Raw genomic sequence first — 19,925 nt, 5'->3', positions numbered from 1 at the left:
CCATCGGGGCGGTCGTTGTCGGGGGCGGTCCGTATCATCGGCGCCCGACGACCCCGAACCGGAAGGGCACGCCTCCCCCATGGCCGAGCTGAGCGCACTCCGATACCTGGCGAGCCTCGACGGGGCGGCACCGCACCCCGGCGCCCTGGCGTTCTTCGCCTCACTCGACCAGGTCGCCACCGTCGACCCCACGGTCGCCGCCGGCATCGCGCAGGAGCTCACCGACCAGCGGTCGAACGTCAAGCTGATCGCGAGCGAGAACTTCAGCTCGCTCGCGGTGCAGCTGGCGCAGGGCAACCTGTTCACCGACAAGTACGCCGAGGGCGCGCCCGGCCACCGCTTCTACGCCGGCTGCGACAACGTCGACACGGTCGAGGCGCACGCCGCCGGCCTGGCCCGCCAGCTGTTCGGCGCCGAGCACGCCTACGTACAACCGCACTCCGGTATCGACGCCAACCTGGTCGCGTTCCTGAGCATCCTGGCCACCCGGGTCGAGACCGGGATCATCGAGAAGTTCGGGCGCAAGAACGCGTCGGCGCTGACCGACGCCGAGTGGGCCGAGCTCCGCCGGGGCGTGCTCGATCAGAAGTTGCTCGGCATGGACTACTACTCCGGTGGTCACCTCACCCACGGGTACCGCTTCAACGTCTCGGCGCGGCTGTTCGACGCACGGTCGTACACGGTTGATCCGGAGACCAAGCTGCTCGACCTGGATGCCGTGCGTGCGCAGGTGCGCGAGGTGCGCCCGCTGATCCTGCTCGCGGGATACAGCGCGTACACGCGACTGATCGACTTCGCGGCGCTGCGCGGGATCGCCGACGAGGTCGGCGCGGTGCTGATGGTCGACATGGCGCACTTCGCCGGGCTGGTGGCCGGCAAGGTGTTCACCGGCGACCACGACCCGGTCGCGCACGCGCACGTCGTCACGTCCACCACGCACAAGACGCTGCGCGGGCCCCGCGGGGGCATGGTGCTGTGCACGTCCGAGTTCGCCGACGCCGTCGACAAGGGGTGCCCGACGGTGCTGGGCGGGCCGCTGCCGCACGCGATCGCGGCGAAGGCGGTGGCGTTCACCGAGGCGCTCGAGCCCTCGTTCGCGTCCTACGCGGCGAAGATCGTGGAGAACGCGCGCACGCTCGCCGCCGAGCTGCAGCAGCGCAAGGTCGAGGTGCTCACCGGCGGCACCGACAACCACATCGTGCTGGTGGACGTGGCCGCGAGCTACGGGCTCACCGGGCGGCAGGCCGAGAGCGCGCTGCGGTCGGTCGGGTTGACGCTCAACCGCAACTCGCTGCCGTTCGACGCGAACGGGCCCTGGTACACGAGCGGTCTGCGTCTGGGTACGCCGGCCGTGACGACGCTCGGCATGGGCGCGGACCAGATCGCCGAGATCGCGGACGTGATCGCCACCGTGCTGGCCGCGGTGACCACCGACGGGTCGAGCAAGGCGAAGTTCGACCTCGACAGCGCGGTCGCCGCCGAGGCACGCACCCGCACGAGCGATCTCCTGCGCGACTTCCCGCTCTACCCGGAGATCGATCTCGGGCTGCTCACTTGAGCGCCAGGGGGTTCACCGGGGAGCCCACCGCGCCGGTGACCGGCAACGGGGCCGCGACCAGGAAGAACTCGTAGACGCCGTCGGCCGCGCAGTCGGCGGCCAGCGCGTCGAGGTCCCACATCTCGCCGATCAACAGCCCGATGTTCGGGATCGCGATCTGGTGCAGCGGCTGGAACGCGACCGGGAACTCGTTCGGCCGCACCTCGAACCCCCAGGTGTCGGTCGCGATCGCGGCGATCTCGGTACGGTGCAGCCACGGCGCGGTCCAGAACGAGAGGCCGGGCGCCGGTCCCCCGGCGAACTCGCCCCACCCGGGCAGCGAACGGCACGCCCCGAGCTGCCCGGTACGCACGAGCACGATGTCCCCGCGCCCGACGGTCACCCCCTGGGACGAAGCCACCTGTTCCAGGTGGTCGACGCCGATCGCGAACCCGTCCGGCAGCACACCGTCGGTACCGAACACCCGGCCGACGTCCAGGAGCACGCCCCGGCCCGCGACGTCGGCGGCCATGTGCTCGATGCCGGTGACCAGGTCACCCAGCGAGCTCACCACCTTCTCGGCCGGGCGTCCGTTCCAGGCCTTGCCCCGGTCGAAGATGTGGCCGAGCCCGTCCCACTGCGTGGCGCACTGCAGCGGCATCGCGATCACGTCGTCGGCGCCACCGATGCCGTGCGGGAAGCCCTGGTGACCGGCGACCGCGTCCACGCCGGTGTCGAGCATCGTGTGCACCGGGTTCGTGCGCCGGCGCCAGCCCTTCTGGGGGCCGTCGGCCTCGAACCGCATCGAGAGCGAGAAGCTCACCCCCCGGCGCACCAGCGCGGCGGCGCGCTGCCGGGCGTCGGCATCGATGTGGTTGAGGGTGCCGAGCACGTCGTCGGGGCCCCACCGGTCCCAGTTGCGGCACTCCTCGGCGTACTTCGCGATCTCGGATTCGACGTCGGTCATGACAACCCCAGGAGAGCGGTGGCGTTGCCGCCGCGGACGGCATCCGCGTCGGCCTCGGACAGATCGGCGAGCGCGAGCCGGTCCAGCGGGTCACGCACCCCCATGTCGAACGGGTAGTCGGTGCCGAGCACGACCCGGTCGGCGCCGACGGCGGAGACGAGCCGGTCGAGCGCGTCGCCGGTGTAGACCAGCGAGTCGTACCAGAACCGGCGCAGGTACTCGCTGGGCCGGAGCGCGCACGTCCTGGCGTCCCGACGCGACGACCAGGCGTGATCCGCGCGGCTGGAGTACACCGGCAGGTATCCCCCGCCGTGCGCGGCCAGGACGCGCAGGCCGGGGCGCCGGTCGAGCAGCCCGGAGAAGATCAGCCGGGAGAGCGCGAGCGTCGTCTCCAGCGGGTTGCCGATCGTGTTCGACAGGTACGCCAGGTCGAGCCGCTCCCCCAGCGTGCAGCCCCACGGGTGCACGAACACGATCGCGCCGAGCTCCTCCGCCCTGGCCCAGAACGGCTCGAGCGACGGGTCGGACAGCTCGCGCCCGTCCACGTAGGTCGAGATCTCGACGCCGCGGAGCCCCTCGGAGACCGCGCGGGTCAGCTCGGCCACCGCCAGCGACGGGTGTTGCAGCGGCACGGTGCCGAGCCCGAGCAGCCGGTCGGGCGCGGCCGCGCAGTGGGTCAGGATGCCTTCGTTCACCGTGCGCGCGTACTTCTCGGCGAGCGGAGCATCGGCCCAGTAGTGGTGGATCGGCATCGGGCTGACCAGCTGGACGTCGAGCCCGGCCCGGTCCATCGCCGCGAGACGCCGGGCGGGGTCGGCCAGCGCAGGCGCGATCGCGGCGATCTGCTCCCGGTTGACGGTGCTGCTCTCCGGCCCGGCCGCCCGCGCCTCGGCGGCCCGGGACCGCGCGAGCGCCGGTTCGTCCGCGACCAGCCCTTCGGCCGGTCCCACCAGCGCGTGCGCGTGCAGATCAACAGCGTGCGTCATCGCGGCGCCTTCCTCTCCACCGCCAGAACCGTACGGTCGCCCGGCGCAGCCGGGGAAATGCATCTTGTCGATGCGAACCATCAAGGAAGCCGATCACCACTAGTCGGAACGTCTATTTCCACGCACGCGGGGCGGCGCCCTAGCGTGAAGACGAGACAGCACCGAGGAGGCGCTCGATGAAGATCGTCCGGCGGAACACCGCGTCCGGCCCGCAGCTCGCCGTCGTCGACGACCGCGGCGACCTGGTCGACCTGCCGGGCGAGCGTGACCTGATCCCGCTGCTCGACGGACGCCTGACCGCCGTGGCCGAGGCCGCGCTGCGCGACCGGGCGACGGTCACCGCGGAGGCCGACGCCGAGTTGCTCGCGCCGCTCGATCCCCCGACGTTCCGCGACTTCTCGACGTTCCCCGAGCACACCGCGGGCATCGTCAAGCTGTTCGACCCGGCCGCGACGGTCGCACCCGAGTTCTACGAGATCCCGACGTTCTACTTCAGCAACCCGTACGCGATCACCGGCCCGACCGCGGACGTACCGGTGCCGCCGAACAGCGTCGCGTTCGACTTCGAGCTGGAGGTGGCGGCGGTCGTCGGGCGCACCGGACGTGACCTGACCGTCGACGAGGCCGCGGATCATCTCGCCGGTTACCTGGTGCTCAACGACTTCTCCGCCCGTGACGTCCAGTTCCACGAGATGACGCTGAAGCTGGGCCCGGCCAAGGGCAAGGACACCGCGACCGCGCTGGGCCAGTACTTCGTCACCGCCGACGAGCTGGCGCCGCGCGCGTCCGGTTCCTCGTTCGACCTGCGCATGGAGGTGCGGGTGAACGGGAAGCTGGTCGGCAGCGACCGGCTCGACCACATGGCCTGGACGTTCCCGGCCCTGGCCGCCTACGCCTCGCGGGGCACCGAGATCCGCCCCGGCGATCTGCTCGGGTCGGGCACCTGCCAGGGCGGCTGCCTGGCCGAACTCTGGGGCCGCCACGGCCGTGACTTCCACGCCCCGCTGGCGCCCGGCGACGTCGTCGAGACCAGCGTCGAACTGCTGGGCGGTACCAGGAACCGGGTGGTGGACGGCGTGAAGGCCCACCCGATCGAGCCGTTCACGGCACAAAGCTGACGTCCGGGTGGCGTGCTGGGCACACACTGACCTCGCAAGATACCGTCACGCAATATAAGACGGTCGACGTAGCGGAGGTGTGACATCAGCGCGAACAAAGTGGTGTCGTCGGCGGCGGAAGCGGTCGCGGATATCGCGACCGGCGCGTCGCTGGCCGTGGGTGGGTTCGGGTTGTGCGGGATTCCGCACGTGCTGATCGAAGCCCTCCACGCGACCGGGGTCGACGACCTCCGGGTCGTGTCGAACAACTGCGGTGTCGACGTCTGGGGGCTCGGCGTCCTGCTCAAGGACCACCGGATCTCCCGGGTGATCGGCTCCTACGTCGGCGAGAACAAGGAGTTCGCGCGCCAGTACCTGGGCGGTGAGCTCGAGGTGGAGCTGACGCCGCAGGGCACGCTGGCCGAGCGGCTGCGTGCCGGTGGGTCCGGCATCCCGGCGTTCTTCACGCCCGCCGGCGTGGGGACGATGATCGCCGACGGTGGGCTGCCGTGGCGGTACGGGCCGTCCGGTGAGGTGGTGGTCTCCTCGCCGCCGAAGGAGGTCCGGGAGTTCGGCGGTAAGGAGTACGTGCTCGAGGAGGGCATCGTCACCGAGTTCGCGCTGGTGCGCGCGGCGATCGGCGACCGGCACGGCAACCTCGTGATGCACGAGTCGGCGCGCAACTTCAACCCGCTGGTCGCGATGGCGGGCCGGATCACGATCGCCGAGGTCGAGGAACTGGTCGAGCCGGGTGCGCTGGTTCCGGAGCAGATCCACGTTCCGGGGGTGTTCGTGCAGCGGGTCGTCGGGCCGGTGGGCACCGAGGGCAAGCAGATCGAGAAGCGCACCACTCGTCCCCGGCCGGAGGCCTGACATGGCATTGACTCGTGAGCAGCTGGCCGCACGGGCGGCCCAGGAGCTGCGTGACGGTCAGTACGTCAACCTCGGCATCGGGCTGCCGACGCTGATCCCGAACTACGTCCCGGACGGTGTGCACGTCACGCTGCAGTCGGAGAACGGCATCCTGGGCGTCGGCCCGTACCCGTACGAGGGCGACGAGGACCCGGACCTGATCAACGCCGGCAAGGAGACCGTGACGCTGCTGCCCGGCGCGTCGTTCTTCGACTCCGCGATGTCGTTCGCGATGATCCGCGGCGGGCACATCGACGTCGCGATCCTCGGCGCCATGCAGGTGTCGGCGACCGGCGACATCGCGAACTGGGTCATCCCCGGCAAGATGATCAAGGGCATGGGCGGCGCGATGGACCTGGTGCACGGCGCCAAGCGGGTCATCGTCGTGATGGAGCACGTGGCGCGCGACGGCAGCGCGAAGATCCTCGAGGAGTGCTCGCTGCCGCTGACCGGCAAGGCGTGCGTGCAGCAGATCATCACCGACCTCGCGGTGATCGAGGTGACGCCGAACGGCCTGGAGCTGGTCGAGACCGCGCCCGGCGTCACCGTGGACGAGGTGGTGGCCGCCACCGCGGCCCCGCTGAAGGTCTGACCCACGGGTACTCCGGTGGCCGCACAGCCACCGGAGTGCCCGGCGCTCACGCCAGCAGCAGCCGGGCGATCAGCTCGGTCATGATCTCGGTGGTGCCGCCGCCGATGCCGAGGATGCGGCTGTCGCGGTAGTGCCGCTCCACCTCGGACTCACGCAGGTAGCCCAGGCCGCCGTGCAGTTGCCGGCCGTGTCGACGACCTCGTCGCACGCCGCGACCGCGGTGTTCTTCGCCATCGCGACGCGGGACACGAGGTCACCGTGGGTCGGATCGGCCATCCAGTCATCGATCACCGCGCGGGTGTAGGTCCGCGCGACGTCGGTCCGGCGGGCCATCTCGGCCAGCTTGTGCCGCACGACCTGGCGTGAGGCCAGCGGCCGGTCGAACGTCTCGCGGATCTTGACCCAGTCGAGGGTGAGCGCGAGGCACCGGGCCGCGGTCGCGTACGCCTGCACGGCCAGCCCGAGCCGCTCGGCCGCGAACTGCGTCATCAACTGGCCGAACCCGGAGTTCTCGGCGCCGACGAGGTTCGCCGCCGGCACCCGCACCTCGTCGAACCGCAGCTCGGCGGTGTCGGAACACCACCAGCCCATCTTCTTCAGCGGCGCGGAGACGGTGAAGCCGGGCGTTCCGCGCTCGATCACCAGCAGCGAGATCCCACCCGCCCCCGGACCGCCGGTGCGCACCGCGGTGGTGACGGCGTCGGCGCGGATGCCGGACGTGATGAACAACTTCGATCCGGTGACGACGTAGTGGTCGCCGTCGCGGACCGCGCGCGTGCGTAACGCGGCGACGTCCGAGCCGCCCTCGGGCTCGGTGACCGCGAGCGCGGCGATGTTCTCGCCGGCGAGCACGGGGCGCACGAAGCGGTCGAGCTGGTCCTGGTCGTTCGCCGCGACCAGGTGCGGCAGGCCGATGCCGTGGGTGAACAGCCCGGCGATCAGCCCCGACGACCCTCCGGACAGGATCATCTCCTCGACGATGATCTGGACGTCGATCGGGTCACCGCCGCTGCCGCCGACGCTCTCCGGGAACCCGACGCCGAGCAGGCCGGCCTTCGCGGCGGCCCGGTGCAGGGAACGCGGCAGCTCACCGGCCTCCTCCCAGGCGGGCAGGTGCGGGACGATCTCCCGCTCGGTGAAGCGTCGGGTGGTGGCCCGTAACAGCTGCCGTTCCGGCGTGTCCCAGCTCATGGGTTCCTTCCGTCAGGTCTCCGGACACGACGGTGCGGACGCCCCGCAGGACGCCCGCACCTCTCGTTCGAGCGGCTACTTCTTCTTTTTCTTGCCGCTCTTCTTCTTGTCCTTCTTCTTCTTGGCCATGGTGTTCCCCCCTCTTCCGGCCGCGCCCTGGTCGGACCCGGCATGAACCTCCCCACGATAATGCGGACAAATCAGGAGTCAACAGCTGGTGGGCGACGAAAAATTGTGCCCGACCCGGCTATCGACATTTCCCACCCCTTTATCGGGACTCCGGACAAGGTGCTGTATTATGCCCGCATGGCGAGGAAAGAACTGGTCATTCTCACCGATGACCTCGATAACTCAGAAATCGACCCGGCCGCCGTGGACCGTCCGACGGTGAACTTCGGGATCGATGGCGTCGAGTACGAAATCGATTTGGGCGCAACCAATCAGAGCAAGCTCCGCGAGATTCTCGAGGAGTACGTGCGTGCCGGTCGGCGCACCGGTGGCAGCACCGTCCGCAAAGGACGCAAGCAGGCCGGCGGCACCACCGGGGCCACGAACACCCGCGCCGAGAACGCGGCGATCCGGGAGTGGGCCGAGGCCAGCGGTATCGACGTGAGCGCACGCGGCCGCCTGCCCAAGGAGGTCGTCGAGCGCTACCGGGGCCACTTCTCCGAATCGGAGGGCGACGCGGATTCCGCACCGGCCAGCCGCCCCGCCACGAACACCGAGCAGCCCGCCTTCTCCGGCTGACGACGGAGTAGCGCGAACACCTCGCCCCGCTCCCGCACGCCCGGACGACAACACCATGTCGTCCGGGCGTTAGTCGTTAGTGGACGCCGATAACGTGCTCGATCGGCGTCGGAACAAATGATTTGAACGCGCGGATGACGACGTCGAATAGCGTTGTTCGCAATTGTTTGACAAATACCGACCCCGGAACGCTGAGTAGGGTCTCCACCGCGCTCCGTATCCGCCACCCCCCTCTTGCCGGTATAGCGCAATGCGCAGTAGTGTCCCGTCCGCAGGAGGTGGACGTGGACACCACACAGTTGCTCAAGGGCGTGCTCGACCTGGCCGTACTCGCTGTCATCAGGGACGCGGACGGTTACGGGTACGACGTGCTGCGCCGGCTGCGGGGCGCCGGGCTTGCCGACGTCGGGGACGCTTCGGTCTACGGGACGTTGCGGCGTCTCTACCAGGCCGGGTGCCTGACCTCGTACGTCGTGCCGAGCGAGGAAGGCCCGCACCGCAAGTACTACGGCATCACCGACGCCGGGCGGCTCCAGCTCGCGGAGTCGACGAAGGTCTGGGCCGGATTCGCCCGGACCATGGACGACCTGTTGACCGGGGAGGCAGTGGCATGACCGGACGCGTGCGAGGGGCCTCCGCCCGCGGGGAGGAGTGGACATGACCGCGCCTACGGTCGGGACCGAGGCGGACCGGTACCTGCAACGGGTCCGGGCCGCGCTGGCCGATCTGCCGGAGGACGAGCGGAACGAGCTGATCGAGGATCTGTCCGCTCACCTCGCCGACATCAGCGCCGAGTCACCGGGGACGCTCACCGCGGCGTCGCTGGAGGAGCGGCTCGGGCGCCCCGAGGCCTACGCCGCCGAGTTACGCGCGTCCGCCGGGTTGGCGCCCGCGCCTCGCGCTACGGCGCAGTTGCGGGGAATCACCGAGCGGGTGCGGGGGCGGCTCGACGCGGTGCCGGCGTACCGGCAGTTCGTGGCGTTCCTGCCCGAGCTGCGGCCCGGCTGGTGGGTGCTGCGCGGGTACCTCTTCGCGGTCGTCGTCGCCGCGATCTTCCTCGGCGGGTTCTCCGGTGTGCTGCCGTCCTCCGGCAGCGACGCGGTCGTGTTCCTGGTGCTCGCGGCGCTCGCCGCCTACGGGTCGGTGTGGCTCGGGCGGCGCAGCGACGGGTTCGGGCGCTGGGGACGTCGTGCGGTGATCGCCGGTGGCATCTTCGTGGCGCTCGTGGGGCTGGCGATCGTGACGACGTCGCGCTCGGCGGACTACTACGACACCGGCAGCTACTACTCCGGCGGCCCGCTGAGCGACGCCACCGACCTGCGGGTCTACGGGCCCGACGGGCAGCTGATCCGGGACGCGCAGGTGTTCGACCAGAACGGCAACCCGGTGGTGCTGTCGGGCAGTTGCCCGACCGAGCAGCGCACCCGCACCGACGGTGGGGTCGCGGAGAACGTGTACCCGCGGACCGTGGATCCGTCGATCGACCCGGCGTACTGCACCGATGACGGGCGGGCGCCGGTGGCGGAGCAGTTGCCGGGGTTGAACCCGCGGGTGCCGACGGCGGGCGGCGTGCCGGTTTCGCCGGGGCCGAGCTCGCCGGGGCCGGGTTCGCCGGTGCCTTCGGAATCGGTGGTGCCGTCGGGGTCTTCGTCACCCACTGGTTCACCGTCTGGTTCACCGGCTGCGTCGTCGGCCGCTCCGACGCCGACTCCGACGCGTTGACGGGGTGGTGCGGCGGGGGCGTGCCTCCGGCCGGGTGCGGGAGGCGCGCTCGTGGGGCGAAGCGCGCCCGTGCGGCGAGGGGCGTTCGGCGCTCCTCGCCGCTCGCGGCTCGAGCCCGGCTCGACGGGCTCAGCGATCACGCTCGAGAGCGGGGAACCGGAGTTCGTTGCGGGCGAGTTTGGCTCGTGCCACCTGGGCGAGGTCCACGTCCAGCACGCGGGCGAGCTGCACCAGGTAGAGCAGCACGTCGGCGAGCTCGTCACGCACCTCGCCGGCCAGCTTCTCGTCGGCCATCACCGCGGCCGACTCCTCCGGCGTGAGCCACTGGAAGATCGTGGTCAACTCCCCCACCTCACCCGACAACGCCATGGCCAGGTTCTTCGGCGTGTGCCACGGCTGCCAGTCCCGGGCGGCGGCGAACTCCGCCGTCGCCGCCGACAAGTCGGAGAGATCACTCATGCGACGCAGCCTAGCTGCGGATATTTAGTCCCTATTGAGTAGAATACGAGGGTGGCCCGCATCCTCATCGTCGAAGACGAACCCGACATGCGCGAGTTGATGGCGCGCAAATTGGAGTCGGTGGGTCACGAAGTCACGGCGACGAGGTCGGGCTCCGAGGGCCTGGCGGCCCTCCGTTCGACGCGTCCGGAGTTGGTGCTGCTGGATGTGCAGCTTCCGGACACGTCGGGGTTGACGTTCTGCGCCACGGTCCGCGCCGACGCGGAGCTGCGCGACACGCTGATAGTCATGATCTCGGCGTCAGCGGGCCAGGAGGAGGTCGACGCCGGCCTCGCCGCAGGCGCCGACGACTACGTCACGAAGCCGTTCGCCCCGAGCAAGCTGATCCAACGAGTAGAGGCGCTGCTGTCTCCGGAGCGGTGATCGGTTCTCGCGGGGGCGCTTCGGTGGGCTGGTCCAGGTAGGACGGCGCTGCTGGGCGCGGCGCGGCATCGGCTCCTTTTCCGGCGCGGCGCGGCGCGGATCCGGGCAGTGACGCTGGATCGTGGGCCGCGCAACGCCCGATCAGCGCTGAACGGAACGGGGCGATGCGGCCCGGCTCGGAGCGGAAGCGGCCCGGAGCGGGTGTTCTGGATGAGGTGGGACGGGCGATGGGCCGGGTCACCCGGCAAGATGGCGAGGGACACGGAGCTTCGGGAGGCACAGCGTGGTCGAGCAGGGTCCTGCCGCCGACGACAAGCGGGTCGTCGTCTACGCGTCCGGCGCGGGCGGTGGGTGGGGGGTGCTGCTGACGCATGGTCCGTCGCGGCGGGAGCTCTCCGGCGCGGAGTCCGGTGCCACGCGTGAGCGGATGAGCCTGCTTGCGGTGGTCAGCGCGGTGGAGTGTCTGACGCGACCGACGTCCGTGCTGGTGCTCACCGATAGCGAGTACGTGCGAGGAGGCGTTGCCGCGCGGACCCAGGGCGCGGTGGCCGATTCGCGGAACAACGATTTGTGGGTGCGGCTGGGCACTGCGGTGAAACAGCACCGCGTGCAGTGGGTGGTCGTCGACGCGGCCCTGGCCAGCCGGGCGGCCGCGTTGGCTTCCGGACCGTCGTCCACTCCTGGCCGCGACCCGAACACCGCTCCCGGTCGCCCGGCGAACCCCGCTCAGGGGCGCGAGGCGAGCGCTGGCGTTCGCCGCGAGGTGGGCGCCGCGTCTCGAGGGCAGGTTCCGACGCCCTCGTTCCGCCCCGACCCGCCCAACTCGGCCCAGCGCCGCGAGGCTCCGGGCGCGCCTGCTCCTACTGCGCCTTCCCGCCGTGAGGGCTCCGACGCATCCGCCCGCCCCGGGGCGGGCGCTCGCCGCCACGCTGCCGACGCACCTACCCGCCGTGAGGTCCCCGGAGCGCCTTCTCGCCGCGAGCCGGCTGCGGCCGAGGTGGACCGTCAGCCAACGCCGACAGCGCCCCACCGCGAACCCGCGGAAGCCGCCGCAGGGCGCCGCCCGGCCACGGCCGCGACTCGTCGCGAACCCGCGCCGCGCACCGAAGACGCGCCGTGGGGTCGAACCGCCCCGGAGGATGAGATGGCGCCACGCCGCGAATCCACACCCCGAGGTGAAGACGCCACTCGAAGCGAAGATGCGGCGCGCGGTGACGCTGCGCCGCGGGGCGAAGGTGCGGCGCGCGATCACTCGGCGCCGCGGGGCGAAGGTCTGGCGCGCGATGGCTCGGCGTCACGAGGTGAGGCGGCGTCACGAGGTGAGGCGGCGTCACGAGGTGAGGCGGCGTCACGGGGCGGCGGGAGTGGAGCTGCGCCCGTGGCGGTCGAGCGTGAGGCGTCGGGCGAGGCGCGAGGCGGCGATCAGGAAGTGCCGGTGCGGCGAGGGCTGCCGGCTGAGGTGATCGCGGCCATGCGACCGGCCAGTGCGCTCGGGCGACCCAGTGGGGAACGTACCGGGCTCCCCTTCCGGGCCGGTGATCCCGTTCCCACCCGCGAACCGGCCGCCGACTCCACGTCCGCCGAGCACCCGGCCCCAGCCGCGGCCGGAACCGCCACGATCGACCCCGAGGCCACCGGCTCCGCGGCCGATGAAGATCTGGCGGACGAAGCCGACGACGGGGTCGACGAGTTCCTCGAGGAGCTTCAGCTCTGGCTCGAGGACGAACCCGCCCCGAGCGAACCGGTCGACGAGTGGATTCGCGCCAAGCCGTTGCGCATCGCGGTCATCAATGCGGACTCGATTGCCTTCGAAGCTCCGGACGGCCGCACGCTTGGCCCCATCCCCCTGCCGGAAGGCCTGGCCGACCAGGTCGAACTGGGGTGGCGTCTTCGGCTCACCGCCGCGCGCACCGGTGATACCTGGCACCTACGCCCCAACGACTAGGGCTCGCCCTACCCAGCAGAAGCGTCCGCCTCGGCGGCGGACGGCTACTTCTTGGTTGGCTCCAGCAGCAGGGACGCCACGTGGCTTCGGTACGCGGCTCGGTAGGCCGCGTTCAACACCCGGCGGGCGGTCTCGTCCTTGGCGCAGGCGTCGCGGCCCGCTACGCAGGCCGCGTTGTGCAGACGTAGGCGAAAAGACTTCGTGCGGCATCGTTCACGGACTGTCATCGCGCTCACCGACCCCTGTAGCGCTTGCCTCGACCCACCTCCCACGGTAGCTGACCGCGCAAGCCGCTTTCCGCAAATTGCACGGCTCTCACGCCGGCGCTACCGGGCCGGCCGCGCCACCGCGTCGCTCAACGGGTTGTGCGCCGGTGGCGGCTCCTCGTCGGAGCGGTCGGCGGCGGGGAGCCAGTACACGAACGTGCTGCCCACTCCGAGCGTCGAGTACGCGGTGACCTGGCCACCGTGCGACTCCACGATCTGACGCACGATCGCCAACCCCAGACCCGTGCGACGCTCCCGGCCCGACGCCTTGCCGTTGGCCCCCCGCCAGAAACGGTCGAACACCTTCGGGAGATCGTCGGCCGCGATTCCCGGCCCCTCGTCGGCCACGGCCAGCCAGAGCCAGCCCCGCACCCGGCCGGTCGCGATCGTGACCGTCGACCCCTCCGGGGCCAGCCGCACCGCGTTGGAGAGCAGGTTGCCCGCGGCGCGGCGCAGGGCGTCGGCGTCACCGATGCAGTGCAGGCCGGGGACGGTCACGTACCGCAGGCCGAGGGGACGCTCGGGCAGGAACGACTCCTCGCCGGCCTCCCTGGCCACGGTGGACAGGTCGACGTCGGTGTCGGTCATCGCGCTCGCGTCCCGGCGGGCGGTCGCGAGCAGGTCCTCCACCAGGCGCGACATCCGGGTGGTGGCCCGGTCGACGACGGCCACCGACCGGCGGCGCTCCTCCGGCGACGCGTCCTCGGTGTTCAGCGACGCGTCGAGATGGGTGCGGATGATCGCGAGCGGGCTGCGTAGCTCGTGTGACGCGTCGTCGATCAGCTGACGCTGGGCGGAGAACGCGTCGTCGAGCCGGTCGAGCATGGAGTCGATCGTGTCGGCCAGCTCGCGCAGTTCGTCGTGGGGACCGCGCAGGTGGATGCGGCGCGACAGGTCGGTGGCCTGGATGTCGCGCGCGGTGCGGGCGATCGCGCCGACCGGGCGCAGCACCCTCCCGGACAGCACCCAGCCGATGCCGAGGCTGGCGACGAACAGCCCGCCGAGCGCGATCAGCGAGTAGTTACGCAGGTGCTGCAACGTGTTGTAGTTGACCGCCGCCTCGATCTCGCTGACCTCGGCGACCGTCGTCGTCCCGACGAACTTCCAGTTTTCGTTGTAGACCTTCGCGGTCTGCTGCGAGATGGGCCGCGGCGACGTGGTCTGCGAGACGGCGACGTACGTGACGACGAGCGCCCCACCGGCCAGCGCGAAGAGCAGCGTCGAGTAGATCACCGTGAGCCGGAACCGGATCGAACGGGTGAATTCCGGTCTTTTCACCACCCTTCCTCCCGGAGACGGTAGCCGCGGCCCACGACGGTTTCGATCGAGCCTTCGCCGAGCTTGCGGCGCAGCGTGCCCACCGTGACCCGGACGGTCTGCGTGAACGGGTCCGCGTTGGCGTCCCAGACGTGTTCCAGCAGTTCCTCGCTGGAGACGACGTGCCCGGGCCGGGTCATCAGGTACTCCAGGACGCCGAACTCCTTGTTGGTCAGGTTCAGCGACTCCCCGCGCAGCGCGACGGTGTGCTTGGCGGTGTCCAGCACGAGCTCACCCACGGTGAGGCGGGCCGTCGTGCCGTTGGTGTCGCGCCGCAGCAGCGCCCTGATCCGCGCCTGCAGCTCGGCCAGGTGGAACGGCTTCACGAGGTAGTCGTCGGCGCCCTCGTCCAGGCCGCGGACGCGGTCGTCGAGGCCGCCGCGCGCGGTGAGCATCAGGACGCGGAGATCTCCGTTGCCCGCCTCACCGGCGCGGACCGACCGGCACAGCTCGAAGCCGTCGCCGTCGGGCAGGTTGACGTCCAGCAGCATCAGGTCGTACTCGTTCACCGTGAGCCGGTCGTACGCCTCGGTGGCGTCCACCGCGACGTCGACCGCGTAGCCGGTCCGCGACAGCCCCACCCGCAATCCCTCGGCCAGGTCTTCCTCGTCTTCCACCACCAACAACCGCATCTTTCGACTATCCACGGCTGATCAACGTGGTGGCCACCTGTCGGGCGCGGTCGATCGGGATCGCGAACCCGATTCCGATCGATCCGCTGCCCTCGAGCGTGGCGATCGCAGTGTTGACGCCGACGACCTCACCCCGGGAGTTGACCAGCGGTCCGCCCGAGTTGCCGGGGTTGATCGAGGCGTCGGTCTGGACGGCGGTCTGCCGGCTGGAGCCGCCGAGACGCACCTCGCGGTCGAGCGCGCTGACGATGCCCGCGGTGACGGTGCCGGACAACCCGAGCGGTGAGCCCAGCGCGAGCACCGGCTCGCCCACCCGGGTGCGGCTCAGGTCCGCGAGGTCCAGCGGTTCGTACGCGGCGGTCGACGTGATGCGCAGCACCGCGATGTCGCTCGTCGCGTCGGTGCCGACGATCTCGGCGTCGTAGCGGCGCCCGTCGTTGCCGACGATGCTGACGGAGCCACCGCCGGCGACAACGTGATTGTTCGTCACGATGTGTCGGCGCTCGTCGAACACGAACCCCGATCCGGACGCTCCGCGCGAGCCGTCGCGCACCTGGACGGAGACGACGCCGGGCAGTGCCCGCGCGGCCGCCGTGACCAGCTCGGCCGTGCCGGCGGTGACGGTCGGCCGGCGGGGTTCGTCGGAGCCGGCGAGGTAACCGGCGGTGCCGCCGGCGCCGGCGGAGAGAGCGACGACGAGCAGGCCGGCCGCGACCGCACCCGGCCATCTCCGCCGCCTCGCCTCCACCGGAAAACTCTCCACCGGCACCGGAAACGCCAGGGGCGGGCCGGCCAGTGGCGGGGTACCGCGTAACCGCGGGGAGAAGAACTCCGGCCCGCGAGGTGATCCCAATCCGGACATTGTGCATCCCTCCTAGGGGAGGCGGGCGAACCAGAACAGGGACGTGAGCGCGGCCAGCACCGCGAACACCAGACCGACCCCGATGAACCGGGCCGAGATGTCCTGCACCTCGGTCTCGTAGCCCACCAGGCTCCCGATGTCGGCGTACGCGGCACGCAGTTCCTCCGCGTCGGCGGCCTCGAAGTACCGGCCGCTGGCCGCGTCCGCGACGGCACGCAGCGTCTCGCCGTCCACCGGCACCGGCTGCGCCGCGGCGTTGAGCGCCTCGATCGTGCCGTTCGCGGTGCCGAAGGAGATCGTGTCGACCGGGACGCCCGCGGTCGCGGCGGCGCGAGCGGCCTGGTCGGGGTCCTGCCCGGCGGTGTTGGCCCCGTCGGAGAGCACGACGACGCGGGCGGGCGGCCGCTCCTCGCCGGGCGAGGACCGGATCTGGTCGAGGGACGCGGAGATCGCGTCGCCGATCGCGGTGCCACCCTGGCCGGCGACGCCCTCCCGGAGGCGATCGATCCCGGCGTCGACGGCGGCGCGGTCGGCGTCGGGCGGCACGACCACCGCGGCGCTGCCCGCGAACGCGACGAGGCCGACGCGGAACTGCTCGGGCAGGTTCCCGACGAACTCGTGCGCGGCGGCGCGGGCGGCGCTGAGCCGGTCAGGTTCCACGTCGGAGGCGAGCATCGAGCGGGACACGTCGACGGCCACGACGACCGTCGCCTGCTCACGCGGTACCTGCACCTCGGCCTGCGGCCGGGCGAACCCGACGACGAGCAGCGTGATCATCACGAGGAAGAGGCCGGCCGGTACGTGCCGTCGCCAGGCCGGCCGCCGCGGGGCGACGCGGTCGAGCAGTTTCAGGTTCGTGAAGCGGACGGCGTACCGGCTGCTCCGGCGCTGGGCGACCAGGTACCCGATCACCAGCGCCGCGACGCCGGCCAGCAGCCACAACCGTTCCGGAGAAAGCCAGGTCATGTGGGTGTCACCTCGGTATTCGGCGGGCGGCCCGGCCCAGGCGGCGTTGGGCGTAGACGTGGCGGACGATGTCGGCGACCCAGTCGCGGTCGGTGCGCAGGGCCAGCTGGGCGGCGCCGGCGCGGTTGATCGCGCCGGCGATCGTCGCCTGCTGCGTCCCGACCGCGGCCGCGTAGCGTTCGCGCAGGCCACGGTCGGCGGTCGGCGTCTCGCGGCGCCGTCCGCTCTCCGGGTCGACGACCGTGAGCACGCCGACGTCCGGGAGTTCGTGTTCACGCGGGTCGGTGACGTGCACGGCGAGCACCTGGTGCCGCGCGGCGAGGCGGCGCAGCGGCCGCTCCCAGGTGGGCGGCGCGGCTCCGAGCCCGTCCTCGTCGAGCCCGTCGAGGAAGTCCGAGACCACCACGACCAGCCCGCGCCGGTGCACACCCCGGCTCAGGTCGGTGATCGCCTCCCCCAGCCCCGGACCGGTCACCTCCGCGGCCGGGCCGCGACGGCGACGGGCCGGGACGGGTTGTTCGACCCGCGGGCGGGCCAGCAGGGCACGCAGGATGCCGAGCAGATGGGTGCGGCCGCCACGGGCCGGGAAGCGGCGGACGCCGTCGGCACCGACGACGCGGGCGCCGAGCCGGTTGCCCGCGCCCGCGGTGAGGAACCCCACCGCGGCGACGGCCGCGACGGCGAGCTCCCGTTTCTCCACGTCGGCCGTGCCGAAGTCCATGCTCGCGCTGCCGTCGACGAGCACCCACGTCGCCAGCTCGCGGTCGGCGTCGACGGTACGCACGTGCGGCACGGTGGTCCGCGCGGTGACCGACCAGTCCATCCGGCGCACCTCGTCCTCGCCGGCGTGGTACTCCCGGCTCCCGGCCGGTTCGCTGCCGACACCGGGCAGCAACCCGAGGTGCGAGCCCTGCAGCAGCCCGTCGAGCCGGCGGGTGATCACCAGCTCGAGGCGTCGCAGGCGCCGCTCCGGCGTCAGCTCCCCCAGCGCGACGGTCACGCCGCCACCCCGAGGCCGGGGCCGCCCTGGTCCTGGCTCGGCGCGATCGACGGCCGGGGCACCGCGTCCATGATCCGCGCGACGATCGTCTCCGCCGCGACCCCGTCGGCCACCGCGTCGAACGAGAGGACAAGCCGGTGGGCCAACACGTCGGACGCGATGTCCACGATGTCACCGGGGAGCACGTACCCGCGTCCACGCAGCAGTGCCAGCGCACGGCCGGCCGCGACCAGGCCCAGCGTCGCCCGCGGTGAGGCGCCGTAGGCGAGCTGCGCCGCCACGTCGGTCAGGCCGTACCGGTCCGGCCGGCGCGTGGCCATGACGAGGCGCACGACGTACTCGGCCAGCGCGTGGTGCACGAAGACGTCCCGGGCCCGGTCCTGCAAGCGGATCAGCGACGACGGCCCGAGCACGGGTGACGCCTGCGGACGCACCCCGCCCATCCGGTAGAGGATCGCCAGCTCCTCCCGATCGTCGGGGTAGTCCACCACGACACGCATCAGGAAGCGGTCACGCTGCGCTTCCGGCAGCTGGTACACCCCTTCGCTCTCGATCGGGTTCTGGGTGGCGAGCACCAGGAACGGGCGGGGTGTCGCGTGCGTCTGGCCGCCGATCGAGACGTGGCCCTCGGCCATCACCTCGAGCAACGCGGACTGCACCTTGGCCGGTGCGCGGTTGATCTCGTCGGCGAGCACGAGGTTGGCCATCACCGGCCCGAGCTCCACGTCGAAGCTCTCCCGGCTCGACCGGTAGATGCGGGTGCCCAGCAGATCCGAGGGCACCAGATCGGGCGTGAACTGGATTCGGCGGAACGAACCGCCCACCGCGGTGGCGAGCGTCTCGGCGGCCAGGGTCTTCGCGACACCGGGCACGCCTTCGAGCAGGATGTGCCCGCCGGCGAGCAGTGCGGTCAGCAGCCGCTCGACCAGCCGGTCCTGACCGACGATGACTTTCTTGACCTCGAACAGGGTCTCCTCGAGCAGCCGGGCGTCGGCGTCCGGAGTTGCGTCTGTCATGACATCGATGAGACCAACGGGCACCGAAAACCAGCCGAAGGTGCAAGACCACTTCGGAGAGTGACTTTGAAATCACGATCCGCCTGCGAACGCCGCAAGCGGCCCCTAGCATCAGTTGCGCCGCACCCGACCTGCGCGTGGGTCGTCACCGAGGTGCTCACCGGCTCTTTACCGCGGGGGTGGCTGGATCCTGTGCTGAACACGGGCTCGCTACGAACGACCGGACGTGGACGCAGGCCCACGCGACGCCGGAACTCCATCGTCAGATCCGTCCGGATGCCCCCCGAGTGGGCACCGCACGAAGCCACCTGGATGGCCTTCCCCACGCCGAACGCCACGTTCGACGAAGAGGGCAGCCCGTCACTGGCCGCCGCCCGGAAAGCCTGGGCCGACGTCGCCAACGTCATCGTCGGCTACGAACCGGTCCAGATGCTGGTCGACCCGGCCGACCGGGGCACCGCGAGCGACCTTCTCGACCCGCGGGTCCACCTCGTCGAGATCGCGCTCGACGACGCCTGGCTCCGCGACTCGGGCCCCACGTTCGTCCTCGACCACGAGGGCGGAACACGGGCCACCGCCTGGCGCTTCAACGGCTGGGGCGCCCAGTCCTGGGCGTCCTGGGGCCGCGACCGGCACCTGGGCACGCTCGTCGGCCGCGCCGCCGGGGTGGAGGTCGACCGGTCGCCGCTCACCCAGGAGGGCGGCGGCCTGCACGTCGACGGCGCGGGAACCGTGCTGCTCACCGAGACCGTGCAGCTCGACCCGGACCGCAACCCGGGCTGGACCCGCGCCGAGGTGGAGCACGAGCTGCACCAGCGGCTCGGCACCACCACCGCGATCTGGTTGCCCCGCGGTCTCACCGCCGACTACGACGAGTTCGGCACCCGCGGCCACGTCGACGTCGTGGCGACGTTCACCGCGCCCGGCCGCGTGCTCGTGCACACCCAGCCCGACCCGGGGCACCCGGACCACGCACCGATGGCGGAGGTCGCCGAGATCCTGCGCACGTCGACCGACGCCCAGGGCCGGCCGCTGGACGTCGTCGAGCTGCCCTCGCCGACGGTCGCGGAGTTCGAGGGCCGCCCGGTCGACCACTCCTACGTCAACCACTACCTCGGCAACGGGTTCGTGGTCGGCTGCGCGTTCGACGATCCGCGCGACGAGGAGGCCGCGGCGATCCTGGCCAGGGCCTATCCCGGCCGGGACGTCGTCCTGGTCGACGCCCGCGACATCTTCCGGTTCGGCGGCGGCGTCCACTGCATCACGCAACAACAGCCGAAGGCCTAGC

General features: G+C 71.5%; 19 protein-coding genes and 2 pseudogenes. 11 read left to right on the top strand and 10 right to left on the bottom strand.

From position 1 onward, the window contains the following. Nucleotides 1-79 precede the first annotated feature (79 nt). Nucleotides 80-1,558: a glycine hydroxymethyltransferase gene (locus tag ABD437_RS30340; protein ID WP_344652360.1), complete on the top strand. Its 1,479-nt coding sequence runs from the start codon at nucleotides 80-82 to the stop codon at nucleotides 1,556-1,558. Here ABD437_RS30340 and ABD437_RS30335 read toward each other — a convergent pair. Together ABD437_RS30335 and ABD437_RS30330 are read right to left on the bottom strand one after the other, a co-directional pair. Beyond that, nucleotides 1,551-2,504 (bottom strand): cyclase family protein, encoded by a 954-nt coding sequence (locus tag ABD437_RS30335; RefSeq protein WP_344652359.1) that lies wholly within the window; start codon nucleotides 2,502-2,504, stop codon nucleotides 1,551-1,553. The genes ABD437_RS30340 and ABD437_RS30335 overlap by 8 nt on opposite strands. Beyond that, a complete protein-coding gene (locus ABD437_RS30330; RefSeq protein ID WP_344652358.1) occupies nucleotides 2,501-3,490 on the bottom strand; it encodes an amidohydrolase family protein in 990 nt (329 codons plus the stop codon). The genes ABD437_RS30335 and ABD437_RS30330 overlap by 4 nt, the downstream gene beginning before the upstream one ends. A gap of 176 nt (nucleotides 3,491-3,666) precedes the next feature. Between ABD437_RS30330 and ABD437_RS30325 the strand changes: the two genes are divergently transcribed. The 3 genes from ABD437_RS30325 (at nucleotide 3,667) to ABD437_RS30315 (ending at nucleotide 6,091) form a co-directional block, all read left to right on the top strand. Next, nucleotides 3,667-4,608 carry a fumarylacetoacetate hydrolase family protein gene (locus ABD437_RS30325; RefSeq protein WP_344652357.1) on the top strand — a complete coding sequence of 314 codons (942 nt, stop codon included), beginning with the start codon at nucleotides 3,667-3,669 and terminating at the stop codon, nucleotides 4,606-4,608. 84 nt (nucleotides 4,609-4,692) lie between these two features. After that, the gene (locus ABD437_RS30320) at nucleotides 4,693-5,460 is read left to right on the top strand and encodes a CoA transferase subunit A (RefSeq protein ID WP_344652448.1); all 768 of its coding nucleotides are present in this window, start codon (nucleotides 4,693-4,695) and stop codon (nucleotides 5,458-5,460) included. Between the two features lies 1 nt (nucleotide 5,461). After that, nucleotides 5,462-6,091, top strand: a complete 630-nt coding sequence (locus ABD437_RS30315) for a CoA transferase subunit B (RefSeq protein ID WP_344652356.1) — start codon at nucleotides 5,462-5,464, stop codon at nucleotides 6,089-6,091. A gap of 46 nt (nucleotides 6,092-6,137) precedes the next feature. Here ABD437_RS30315 and ABD437_RS30310 read toward each other — a convergent pair. Continuing rightward, a pseudogene (locus ABD437_RS30310) lies at nucleotides 6,138-7,282 on the bottom strand (acyl-CoA dehydrogenase family protein). 234 nt (nucleotides 7,283-7,516) lie between these two features. Between ABD437_RS30310 and ABD437_RS30305 the strand changes: the two are divergent. From ABD437_RS30305 to ABD437_RS30295, 3 genes are all read left to right on the top strand, one after another. Next, a complete protein-coding gene (locus tag ABD437_RS30305) occupies nucleotides 7,517-8,029 on the top strand; it encodes a histone-like nucleoid-structuring protein Lsr2 (protein ID WP_344652355.1) in 513 nt (170 codons plus the stop codon). 284 nt (nucleotides 8,030-8,313) lie between these two features. Beyond that, the gene (locus ABD437_RS30300; RefSeq protein WP_344652354.1) at nucleotides 8,314-8,643 is read left to right on the top strand and encodes a PadR family transcriptional regulator; all 330 of its coding nucleotides are present in this window, start codon (nucleotides 8,314-8,316) and stop codon (nucleotides 8,641-8,643) included. A 43-nt stretch (nucleotides 8,644-8,686) separates the two neighbouring features. Then, a complete protein-coding gene (locus tag ABD437_RS30295) occupies nucleotides 8,687-9,751 on the top strand; it encodes a DUF1700 domain-containing protein (RefSeq protein ID WP_344652353.1) in 1,065 nt (354 codons plus the stop codon). A 129-nt stretch (nucleotides 9,752-9,880) separates the two neighbouring features. On the opposite strand, the gene ABD437_RS30290 is transcribed toward ABD437_RS30295, so the two are convergent. Beyond that, nucleotides 9,881-10,210: a nucleotide pyrophosphohydrolase gene (locus ABD437_RS30290; RefSeq protein WP_344652352.1), complete on the bottom strand. Its 330-nt coding sequence runs from the start codon at nucleotides 10,208-10,210 to the stop codon at nucleotides 9,881-9,883. A gap of 51 nt (nucleotides 10,211-10,261) precedes the next feature. Here ABD437_RS30290 and ABD437_RS30285 point away from each other — a divergent pair, with 51 nt between their 5' ends. The 3 genes and pseudogenes from ABD437_RS30285 to ABD437_RS30280 all read left to right on the top strand — a co-directional run bounded on the left by ABD437_RS30285 (nucleotide 10,262) and on the right by ABD437_RS30280 (nucleotide 12,578). Beyond that, nucleotides 10,262-10,633 carry a response regulator transcription factor gene (locus ABD437_RS30285; protein ID WP_344652351.1) on the top strand — a complete coding sequence of 124 codons (372 nt, stop codon included), beginning with the start codon at nucleotides 10,262-10,264 and terminating at the stop codon, nucleotides 10,631-10,633. Between the two features lie 283 nt (nucleotides 10,634-10,916). Next, a pseudogene (locus ABD437_RS43125) lies at nucleotides 10,917-11,252 on the top strand (RNase H family protein); the annotation flags it as partial. Between the two features lie 759 nt (nucleotides 11,253-12,011). After that, complete coding sequence (locus ABD437_RS30280; RefSeq protein WP_344652350.1) at nucleotides 12,012-12,578, top strand: hypothetical protein; 567 nt, start codon at nucleotides 12,012-12,014, stop codon at nucleotides 12,576-12,578. Between the two features lie 326 nt (nucleotides 12,579-12,904). Here the strand turns inward: ABD437_RS30280 and ABD437_RS30275 are convergent, their stop codons facing one another. Genes ABD437_RS30275 through ABD437_RS30250 form a run of 6 tightly spaced genes read right to left on the bottom strand, consistent with a single transcriptional unit; the run spans nucleotide 12,905 to nucleotide 18,637 of the window. Continuing rightward, a complete protein-coding gene (locus tag ABD437_RS30275) occupies nucleotides 12,905-14,122 on the bottom strand; it encodes a sensor histidine kinase (RefSeq protein ID WP_344652349.1) in 1,218 nt (405 codons plus the stop codon). After that, the gene (locus tag ABD437_RS30270) at nucleotides 14,119-14,793 is read right to left on the bottom strand and encodes a response regulator transcription factor (RefSeq protein WP_344652348.1); all 675 of its coding nucleotides are present in this window, start codon (nucleotides 14,791-14,793) and stop codon (nucleotides 14,119-14,121) included. The genes ABD437_RS30275 and ABD437_RS30270 overlap by 4 nt, the downstream gene beginning before the upstream one ends. 7 nt (nucleotides 14,794-14,800) lie before the next feature. Further along, a complete protein-coding gene (locus ABD437_RS30265; protein ID WP_344652347.1) occupies nucleotides 14,801-15,655 on the bottom strand; it encodes a S1C family serine protease in 855 nt (284 codons plus the stop codon). Nucleotides 15,656-15,667: 12 nt separating this feature from the next. Continuing rightward, nucleotides 15,668-16,621 (bottom strand): VWA domain-containing protein, encoded by a 954-nt coding sequence (locus ABD437_RS30260; RefSeq protein WP_344652346.1) that lies wholly within the window; start codon nucleotides 16,619-16,621, stop codon nucleotides 15,668-15,670. 7 nt (nucleotides 16,622-16,628) lie between these two features. Further along, a complete protein-coding gene (locus ABD437_RS30255) occupies nucleotides 16,629-17,621 on the bottom strand; it encodes a DUF58 domain-containing protein (protein WP_344652345.1) in 993 nt (330 codons plus the stop codon). Then, nucleotides 17,618-18,637 (bottom strand): AAA family ATPase, encoded by a 1,020-nt coding sequence (locus ABD437_RS30250; RefSeq protein ID WP_344652344.1) that lies wholly within the window; start codon nucleotides 18,635-18,637, stop codon nucleotides 17,618-17,620. Before ABD437_RS30250 ends, ABD437_RS30255 begins: the two co-directional genes overlap by 4 nt. A 276-nt stretch (nucleotides 18,638-18,913) precedes the next feature. Here ABD437_RS30250 and ABD437_RS30245 point away from each other — a divergent pair, with 276 nt between their 5' ends. Next, on the top strand, nucleotides 18,914-19,924 hold the full coding sequence (locus ABD437_RS30245; RefSeq protein ID WP_344652343.1) for an agmatine deiminase family protein: 1,011 nt from the start codon (nucleotides 18,914-18,916) through the stop codon (nucleotides 19,922-19,924). Nucleotide 19,925 lies beyond the last annotated feature (1 nt).

Source organism: Cryptosporangium japonicum, assembly GCF_039524755.1.
Classification (GTDB): Bacteria; Actinomycetota; Actinomycetes; order Mycobacteriales; family Cryptosporangiaceae; genus Cryptosporangium; species Cryptosporangium japonicum.
Note: the sequence above shows the minus strand (reverse complement) of the source record. Positions and strands in the feature narration are given on the sequence as shown.